The organism is bacterium (assembly GCA_021372515.1).
Lineage (GTDB): Bacteria > Gemmatimonadota > Glassbacteria > GWA2-58-10 > GWA2-58-10 > JAJFUG01.
Genome location: JAJFUG010000134.1, coordinates 41,323 through 49,574, shown reverse-complemented (window position 1 = coordinate 49,574; position 8,252 = coordinate 41,323). Strand labels below are relative to the sequence as shown.

The window sequence follows — 8,252 nt, the reverse complement described above, 5'->3', positions numbered from 1 at the left end:
CGGACTGCTCGAAAATCGTGCGGGCCAGGTTCTCGGCCGTGGGGTTTATCCGGTCGAACGGCGGCACGCTGTTCAGGTCGACATGGTCGAACCGGGCCACCAGGGCGGCCAGGATACGCTTGAGGCTGCCGAAATCCAGGCCCATCCCGCGCTCGTCCAGCGTGCTTGTGCGCACGGTCAGCCGCACTTTCCAGTTGTGGCCGTGCAGCGAGGCGCACTTGCCGGGATAGTCGCGCAGGTGGTGCGCACTCGAGAACTCGGCCTCGGCCGAGATGCGGTAGCTCATTTGTCGACGTCCTTCTTAAGCTCGTACAATATTTTGAGCGCCTCTATGGGCGTCAGGCTGTCGGGGTCCAGGTCTTTGAGCCGCTCCACGGCTGGGTTCGGCGGCCCGGGCGCGGCGGCGAACAGGCTGAGCTGGTCCAGGTCGCGCCGCTGCGCACGCGGGGCGTGACTGCCGCTGGCCAGGCGCGGCACGTGCCCGGCGCTGAACTCGCCGCCCTCCAGATTGGCCAGCACCTCGCGCGCCCGCTCGAGCACGGTCTGCGGGATTCCGGCCAGACGCGCCACCTGTATCCCATAGCTGCGGTCCGACCCGCCGCGCTGTATCTTGTGCAGGAATATCACCCGCTCGCCGTAATCCTTGACCATCACGTTGAAGTTTTTCACCCGTGGCAGAAGGCTCTCCAGCTCGGTCAACTCGTGATAATGTGTGGCGAAAATTGTCTTGGCCGCGCGCGAGGGCTGCTCGTGCAGATATTCCGTCACCGACCAGGCGATTGACAGACCGTCGAACGTGCTGGTGCCCCGGCCGATCTCATCCAGCAGGATCAGGCTCGCGGGGCTGGCGTTGTTCAGGATATTGGCGGTCTCGTTCATCTCCACCATGAACGTGCTCTGGCCGCGGGCCAGGTTGTCGCTCGCCCCCACGCGGGTGAAAATGCGGTCCACGCGGCAGACTGCCGCCTCGGCCGCCGGGACGAAGCTGCCGACATGGGCCAGGAGCACGATCAGCCCCACCTGGCGCAGAAGGGTGCTCTTGCCCGCCATGTTGGGGCCGGTGAGGACTATGATCTGGTTCTCGCGGTTGTCCAGCTCGATATCGTTGGGCACGAACTTGTGCCCCTGCACCATGCGCTCGACCACCGGGTGACGGCCCTCGCGGATAAAAATCCGGTCGCCCTCCACCATGGACGGACGCACATAGCCCAGGTCCGCGGCCACCTCGGCCAGCGCGGCGGCTACATCCAGGCAGGCCAGGGCCGCGGCGGTTTCCTGCAGCTCGGCGCTGAACGTGGCCGCGTGCTCGCGCAGAGCGCAGAACAGGTCGTACTCCAAGGCGGCGATTTTCTCCTCCGCCCCCAGCACCTTGTTTTCGTACTCCTTGAGCTCCGGGGTGATGAAACGCTCGCCCCCGGAGATTGTCTGCTTGCGGATGTAGTCCGCCGGGACCAGGTGCAGGTTGCTACGGGTCACCTCGATAAAATAGCCGAACACCCGGTTGTACTTGACTTTCAGGTTGCCGATCCCGCTGCGCGCGCGCTGGTCCGCCTCCAGGCGCACGAGCCAGTCCTTGCCCTCTGTCTGAAAGCTGCGCAGCTCATCCAGTCCGGCGTTGTAGCCCGCCCGGATCACGTTGCCGTCCGCCAGCAACGCCGGCAGGTCATCACTCAGGGCGCGGCCGATCTCAGCCACGAGCTGCGGATACTCCCGTAGAGATTCGCCCAGTCCAGCCAGGGCCGGGTTGCCGCTGTCCGCGAGGCCGGCCTTGAGCTCCGGGATCCGTCCGAGCGAGGCGGCCAGCGAGGCCAGCTCGCGCGGCCCGGCGCGCTGGCTGGAGATACGCCCCACCAGGCGCTCGATGTCGGCCACCTCGGCCAGCAGGTCGCGGACACCGCGGCGTAGGGCGCTGTCGCTGTGGAAAGCTGCCACGCGGTCCAGGCGCTTCTCGATCTGGGGGAAATCCTGCAGCGGCTCCAGCACCCAGCGCCGCAGGGTGCGCGCGCCCATGGCGGTCAGCGTGCGGTCAAGAGTTTCGAGCAGGGTGCCGCCCCGTCCGCCCGAGAAATTGCTCACCAGCTCCAGGTTCGCCACACTGGCCCGGTCGAGGACCATGTAGTCACCCGGAAAATAGGGCTGCAGGCGCACGATATGGGCCAGGGCGGCCGGCTGCATCCGCCCGGCGTAATCCAGCAGCACGCCGGCGCTCACCAGGGCCGGGTCATCGTCCTCGATCCCGAAACCGTTGAACGTGGCCACGCCGAAATGCTTTTTCAGGCCCTCCACGCAGGTGGCGCGGTCGAAACGCCAGTCCTCGAGCCAGGTGCAGGGGCAGCCGAGGCCTCCCGGTTTTTCGCAGGCCGCCTCCAGCAGGGGCACATTGGCCTGGGCCCCGCGCGGGCCCTCGGGCAGGCCGTTCACCCCCTCCAGCAGAATCTCCCGCGGCCCGATCCGCCGCAGCTCATCCCCCAGGCGGGCCAGTGGCAAGCTGGCAAGGAAGAATTCCCCGGTGGTCAGGTCGAGCCAGGCCAGGGCGGCGCGCTCGCCCGCCCGCTGGGCGCAGGCCAGGAAACTGTTGCTGGTGGCCTCGAGCAGGTTCTCGGTCATCACCGTGCCCGGGGTGAGGACCTCGGTCACCTGGCGCTTGACTATTATCTTGGCCTTTTTGGGGTCCTCCATCTGCTCGCAGATCGCCACCTTGCAGCCAGCGGCCACCAGCCTGGCGATATAGCCCTCCACGGCCTTGACCGGCACCCCGGCCAGGGGCACGCGCCCGGCCGCCCCGTTGTTGCGCGAGGTGAGGGTCAGCCCCAGGATCTTCGAGCCCAGCTTGGCGTCCTCCGAGAACATCTCGTAGAAATCGCCCATCCGGAACAGCAGGATTTCGCCCTGGTGCTCGGCCTTGATCCGCTGATATTGCTGCATGAGCGGGGTTTCATCGGCCATGACGGCTCAGTCTCCCGGTTCGATGACCTCGTACTTGATACGCTGCTTTTTCAGGGTCGCCTCGGAGGACCGGCAGTCGGCCTTGGAGCCGAAGCCGGTCAGGCGGACACGGTAGAGGCGGCTGCCGGCCACCTGCACGACCACCGGCGACAGGCCGGTGCGGCGGCGGATTTCCTCAGCCATGGTGTTGGCGCGCGCGGCGCCGGAGAACGCCCCCAGTTGAAGGCTCCAGCCGCCGGAGGCTGACGAGGCAGGCGCCTGAGCCGAGGCGGCGGGTTCCGGCTTGGCGGAATGCGCCCCGGATTTAGCCGAAACGGCGCTTTCGGGACGGACCCAGGCCGGGTCGAACACCGTGCCGTCGCAAGCCTCGGCCTGACGGGTGCGCCACTGGCCCGCCCGCTCGCTGGTCCCGCCGCCGTAGATACGGGTCAGGCGGGTCAGAGCGGCGAGCTGGTAGGGGCTTTGACTGTCCAGGTACAGGGCCAGGTAGTCCTCGGCCGCGCCATTCGTGTCACCGTCCTGCTCTTTGGCGCAGCCCAGGCTGAACCGCAGCATGCCGCGGTTGGCCTCCTCGCCCAGGGCTGCGGCCTGACGGAGGGTGCGGGCGGCGGACTTGGCCTGCCCGAGGTGCAGCTCGGCGCGGGCGCGCTTGGCCATGGCGCGGCGGCTCGCCTCCGGGTCGGCGGCGCGGTCGGCGGCGCTCTGGTAGCGCGTGGCCGCCTCGGAATACTGGCCGCGCATGTAGGCCAGATCGCCCAGGCGCTCCAGCGCCTCCTGGGTCGCGGCGCTCTTGCCGCCCTGGCTGGCCAGCTCCAGCAGACGGCCCAGGGCGGAGTCGGCCGGAGCGGTGAGCAGGGCGCGGTAGAGGCGGGCGCGCTCGGGGTCGGCGCTGCTATTCAGGCTCGACTCCACGATCACCCGGGCATCCGCGGTCATTCCGGCGGCCATCTGGGTGCGGGCCACGGTCAGCATGTCCTGGGCCGCGGCGGACCGCGGCGGGACAAGAGCGGCAAGCAGTGCGAAGAATATGGCCGGGGCGCAGATTCGGGCGGTCATGCGTTCACCTCCCGGTGGAAATCGATGATCAGGCTTTCGAGCAGGATATTGTCGGGCAGGGAACTGGTCTTGAGACGGCGGTCGGCCTCCAGCAGCAGGGCCAGGGCGCGCTCCAGACTGGCCTGGCTGCGGGCGGCGGCCTGGGCGAACACGGCCTTGACCGCCTCGGGCGGACGCTGGGCCAGGCCCAGGCTGCGCTTGATCTGCTCGGCCGGGATACGGGCCGCGTTCATGCGGCGGACCTTGAGCAACGTGGTGTAGTGCCCGGTGGCCAGAGCCAGCGCACCCACCGCCGACTCTCCGGCGGTCAGGAGGTGGCGGGCCAGGGAAATGGCCTTGAGCGTTTCCCCCCCGGCCAGGGCGTCCAGCCAGTCGAACACCGTCCCCCCGGTCTGGTAGGCGCTCAGGTCGAGGACATCCTGACGGGTGATCTCCAGGCGCGCGCCGCAGTAGACAGAGAGTTTCTCGATCTCATCGGCCAGACGGTCGAGGTCGCCGCCCAGGCGGGCGTAAAGCTCGAAAGACGCTCGGCTGTCCAGGCTCTTGCCCCGCCGCTCGGCCTGCCAGCCGAGCCAGCGCATCAGCTCCGGCTCCTTGAGCGGCCAGAACAACGCGCTGGCGGCATGCTCCTCCAGGCGCGCGGCCCACTTGGGCGAGGCTTTCTTACGGTCGATCCGGACCCTCTCCCCGGCGGCCAGCACCAGCAGCGTGCCGCTTCCCGGGCGCACGGCCCAGTTGGAGAGGAACTCCTTGGCCGGAAGAGCGGCCTTTTCGAGGTCGCGCAGCAGCACCACCCTTCGTGGGGCCATCATGGGCGGAGTGTCCAGCACAGTGACCAGCTTTTCCAGGTTCAGGTCGCCGCCGTGGAAACGGTCGAAATTGAAATCGGCCGTGGCCTTGTCCACCGCGCATTCGAGAATCACCTCCACCGCCTGGCGGGTCAGACGGCTCTCGTCCCCGTGCAGGAAATACACCGCATGGAACCGTCCCTGGCGGCTCTGGGAGATTATGTCGTTCAGGCTCAGGCTCACAGGGGGCATGGCGGTTTTCCGGATAGTTGAATTCATGGCGGCGGCCTTTTACGGCCGCCGGCTGCAAAGGCGCAATATAATATAAAGAGAGGCGCGACAGAGTCAAAGCCCAAATCCGGGCGCGCCCGCGGCACGGCCCCAAAAAGAAAAACCCGGCCGGGCCGGGTTCGTTTGTTTCGACATTGTTCGCGCTCTTACAGACCAGCTATTCAGCGAAATCGGAGACTCCGGAGAGCACGATCACCGGGCTGCGGCTGATCCCGGATTTCTGCGAGGACTCATCCTCCACCCGTGCGTAAGAGGCCAGCTGGACCGCCCTGGCCCGCTGCGAGTTCTCTTTGCGCGCCAGTTGCTCGGCCACCTGATAGTTGATCATGTCCATGGTCGAATCGACCTGCACCATGAACGGCGCCGGCTCGGGCTGAGCGCCGCCGCCGATCAAGAGGAATATCCCGAAAGACAGGGCTGCAGCCGCGGCGGCCAGACCGGGCAGCATCACCCGGGGACGCAGCAGCGACAGGGACGGCCTCTCCCGGCGCACCCGCGGCCGCACAGCCGTTGCCGGGGCCTGCCCCACCGCACCCATCACCCGCTCGAACAGGTCCGCGGGCGGCTCCAGCCGGGCCTGGCGCTCCAGGCTGTCCGCACCGGCGCGATAGGCGGCCACCAGACGGCAGCAGAGCGGGCAGACCGCCAGATGCTTGCGGGCGCGCTCGTTGCGGCGCTCATCCAGTTCCCCGTCAACAAAAAGGGAAAACAGCTTTTTGAAGGCACGACAATCCATGGGGGGCATTCCTCACAAGAAAATTATCCTGGCGGGCTCCTTTTGTCAGCCGATTATCTTCCAGGGCTTTGCTGTTAAATACCTGCATCGTCCGGATGATGTTCCGCTTTTCTTGCCGGGACATTCGGAGGCTGGGGCCGGGCCATCCGGGGCGGCCTCATTCCTCCGAGAATTCGAGCTCGATCACCTCGCCGCAGCGGCAGACAAGGCGCACGCTCTGCAGCACGCCGCGGTCGTCGTAGGTCTTCTGGACCTCCACCTCGCCGCCTGCGCCGTGCCCGTCCTCCGCCGCGTCCCTGGCGTACGGGGCCTCGCCCAACTCCACCCGGCCCTCTTCCGGCAGGTCCCTGAAGACCTTATCATGGAAACGGCGCATCCCCAGGCGCACGGTTTCCACGTGCACCTCGCCCGAGGCCACCTTATCGGCCTTGATGACTTTCTTGTTGTCCTGCATGAGTTTTCCCCAAGGTTGGAGCGTGGCCGCAACCCGCGCTCCCTATACCAAATTTAGTCCAACCACGCCGCGGCGCAAGATATAAATCCGCCCACCCGTTCAGCGCGCGATGAAATAGACGAAGAGCAGGAAAGCGGCCACCGAGAACACGAAGAAAAAGATCAGCGCCGGGGTGCTCAGGGCGAAGAATGTCCGACGGTGAGTCACTTCGGGCTGCGCCACGGGCGGCGGCGTATCGACGCTGAGCGTGGCCTCGGCTGCGGGCAGCGCCTCCTCCACCGCCGGATGCAGGGCCGCGCCGCAGACCGGGCAGGCCGCGAGGTCGCCGGGGACACCCGCTCCGCAGCCGGGGCAGTCGACCAGGGACGGTTCCGCAGCGGGATGGGCCTGGATTTCCAGGACCGGCGCCTCCGGGGTCGACAGAGGCGGTTCGGGGACGGCCGGGGGCGACATGCCGGCCGCAGCGGCTGAAGCGGCCGCCGAGAACACCGCACCTGGCTCCCGGACCAGCTCGAACATCGGGGCCGTCTGCGTCGGCGCGCTCCGGGCCGCCTCCTGCTGTTTCCTGAGTATTATAATCCGCTGGGCGCGGATCAGGGCACGGTCGATCCGGCGGCCGCTCTCCGGCTCGACCGGCAGCTCGACCGCCGGGGGTGCGGGTGCAGGCGCAAAGGCTGGAGCCGGATTGCCGGCGACCGGATGGGGGTAATCGACGGCCTGCACCGAGCGGATCACCGGGGCGCGGCTCTCGGCCTCGACCTCCGGTGAACCCTCGGCGATCTGGGCCTGGGCGCGCTCACCCAACGCCGCCCCCACGTCGATTATCCATTTCTCCTCGCAGGGGCATTCCATCAGGCCCTCGGCATCCGCCGGCACCTTGATCATCCGTTCGCAGCGCGGGCACTTGATCTCGGTCAGGCGCTCGGAGACCCGCTTGTCCAGGCCGCCGCGCAGGGCCAGCAGCTCGTTGTCCACGTTGATGATCCAGGAGCAGTCATCGTAAGGGCACTCCATCAGGCCGCTCATCGTGGTGTCCAGCTCCACCGGACGGCCGCAGCCGTAGCAGGAAATGGTGAAAGCTTTCACGTTGCGCGGGCCTTTATGACCGGCCCCCTCCTCGGACGACTCCAGGTCCTCGACTTTGAATTCCTTGCGGCAGTTGGGGTTGGGGCAGCGCCACAGGCCGATGATCTCGGAACTCTCGATCAGCTTGGAGCTGCAGTGCGGGCAGAGGTGCTCCTGGGCGCCCGCGGCCTCCGCCTCGGCCCGCTTGACCATTTCGACCAGCTGCTGGCCGTCCCGGGTCAGCACATTGCTCCGCTTGGCCAGCTCCAGGGCCTCCTGGTCAAACGACCCGGTGGTCAGGCAGATGCCCTTGGGTGCGTTGTTCACGTTCATGCGCTCCAGCAGCCGCCGGACCTGCTCGCCGCCCACGGCCCGGTTCATCTCCACGTCCAGGTACTCCAGCGACACCGGGATGCCCCCGCTGTCGCGCAACGAGGCCCAGCCGATATCCTGCTGGTCCACGCGCAGCGGCTCCAGCAGGTCGTAGCCGCGCGGGAAGAACAGGCTGTAGACTATGCCCTCCAGCTTCTCCTCGATCGCTTTGACCCGTTTGGCCCGCACTGCTACCAGGCGGTAATTGCGGTAGACCCAGACCCCGCCCGCCACGGCCAGGATACCGCCCAGCAGCGCCAGGGATATGGCCGGGTGGCCCCGGAGCTGACGCCAGAACAGCACGTGCAGAGCCACCAAGGAACCGCAGACCGCCAGGGCCGTAAGCTCAAGACGGTTGAACAACGGCGATTTCTCACCCATCGTGTGCTCTCTCCGGTCCTCCCGGGACCGCGATTCCGCGCCTGCGCCACTCCCGGACAGGTATGGCCGGACAGGGGCGGCTTAAGCTCAATATAACATAATGTATAATTGCTGATTGCGGCAGGCCACTTTTTTTCAACAAATACTTGACAGTTTTTCTCAA

General features: G+C 67.1%; 7 protein-coding genes. All 7 read right to left on the bottom strand.

Annotation, left to right across the window (positions count from 1 at the left end; translation table 11 throughout):
• The coding region (gene queD / locus LLH00_13125) for a 6-carboxytetrahydropterin synthase QueD (GenBank protein MCE5272213.1) at nucleotides 1-286 on the bottom strand (286 nt) is incomplete at its 3' end.
• Nucleotides 283-2,946, bottom strand: coding sequence for a DNA mismatch repair protein MutS (gene mutS, locus LLH00_13120; GenBank protein MCE5272212.1), 2,664 nt, complete (start codon nucleotides 2,944-2,946; stop codon nucleotides 283-285). The genes queD and mutS, both read right to left, overlap by 4 nt.
• Before the next feature lie 6 nt (nucleotides 2,947-2,952).
• Nucleotides 2,953-4,002 (bottom strand): SPOR domain-containing protein, encoded by a 1,050-nt coding sequence (locus LLH00_13115; protein ID MCE5272211.1) that lies wholly within the window; start codon nucleotides 4,000-4,002, stop codon nucleotides 2,953-2,955.
• The gene (holA, locus tag LLH00_13110) at nucleotides 3,999-5,042 is read right to left on the bottom strand and encodes a DNA polymerase III subunit delta (protein ID MCE5272210.1); all 1,044 of its coding nucleotides are present in this window, start codon (nucleotides 5,040-5,042) and stop codon (nucleotides 3,999-4,001) included. Before holA ends, LLH00_13115 begins: the two co-directional genes overlap by 4 nt.
• Before the next feature lie 196 nt (nucleotides 5,043-5,238).
• Nucleotides 5,239-5,817 carry a zf-HC2 domain-containing protein gene (locus tag LLH00_13105; GenBank protein MCE5272209.1) on the bottom strand — a complete coding sequence of 193 codons (579 nt, stop codon included), beginning with the start codon at nucleotides 5,815-5,817 and terminating at the stop codon, nucleotides 5,239-5,241.
• A 157-nt stretch (nucleotides 5,818-5,974) separates the two neighbouring features.
• Nucleotides 5,975-6,271 carry a hypothetical protein gene (locus tag LLH00_13100; protein MCE5272208.1) on the bottom strand — a complete coding sequence of 99 codons (297 nt, stop codon included), beginning with the start codon at nucleotides 6,269-6,271 and terminating at the stop codon, nucleotides 5,975-5,977.
• Between the two features lie 99 nt (nucleotides 6,272-6,370).
• Entirely contained in the window at nucleotides 6,371-8,089 is a 1,719-nt protein-coding gene (locus LLH00_13095) for a restriction endonuclease (GenBank protein ID MCE5272207.1), read from the bottom strand.
• Between the last annotated feature and the right edge of the window lie 163 nt (nucleotides 8,090-8,252).